The 719-nt window shown below is 34.8% G+C and carries 1 protein-coding gene; it reads left to right on the top strand.

Going from position 1 to position 719, the window contains the following annotated elements; all coding sequences use genetic code 11:
• Positions 1–295 precede the first annotated feature (295 nt).
• Positions 296–719 (top strand): TrmB family transcriptional regulator (locus C6988_RS10775; RefSeq protein ID WP_182135450.1); only part of this gene is annotated, 424 nt, incomplete at its 3' end.

Raw genomic sequence — 719 nt, 5'->3', positions numbered from 1 at the left:
TTCTTCACATTCACCGTGAGTTGGACAGGTTTTTGTCATGTAGACTTTGTCGTCTCTCTCAAATACTTCAGCATCTAAAATCATGTTACAGTCTGGACAGATACTTTGAGTAAATCTGATTGTAGATTTCTTACCTAGACTTTTAGTTGATTGATTACTAATCTGAATTAGAGCCATACCTATCAATTGGCATTTTTCTGAGATACTATATAATGGCTTTCCCCCTCACCCCCGTGGGAAAATTTGGAGTCATTCGTAGCGAATTTAAATACTGAAACTGATCGAGTTAGATCGCATGAGCATCTCAGATAAGACCAGAAAGGCATTAGAAAAAATTGGATTAACAAGTTATGAAATTAGAACATATACTGCGCTGCTAAAGTCAGGAGAGCTAACAGCATCAGATCTAAGTCAAAAATCAGGAGTTCCGTATTCAAAAATTTACGAAGTTTTAGGAACACTGGAAGATAAAGGATGGATTGGTTCTGATGAATCAAGACCAACAAAATATTTTGCAAAATCACCTTCTACTGGTTTAGAAACTACAAAACAAAAGATGGATTCAGATTTTAAAGAAAACAATAGTGTAATTGTAAATGAGTTAATTCCATTATATGAGAAGAGTGGAACTAGTGAAAAACCAGACATCTGGTTTCTATCAGGAACAATTAACATTGCTGCAAAAATCTTAGAGATGGTTGAATCGTGTAGAAATGAAG

Origin of the sequence: Nitrosopumilus sp. b1 (genome assembly GCF_014078545.1) — an archaeon.
GTDB lineage: Archaea > Thermoproteota > Nitrososphaeria > Nitrososphaerales > Nitrosopumilaceae > PXYB01.
This window is presented reverse-complemented; position numbering and strand designations above follow the sequence as displayed.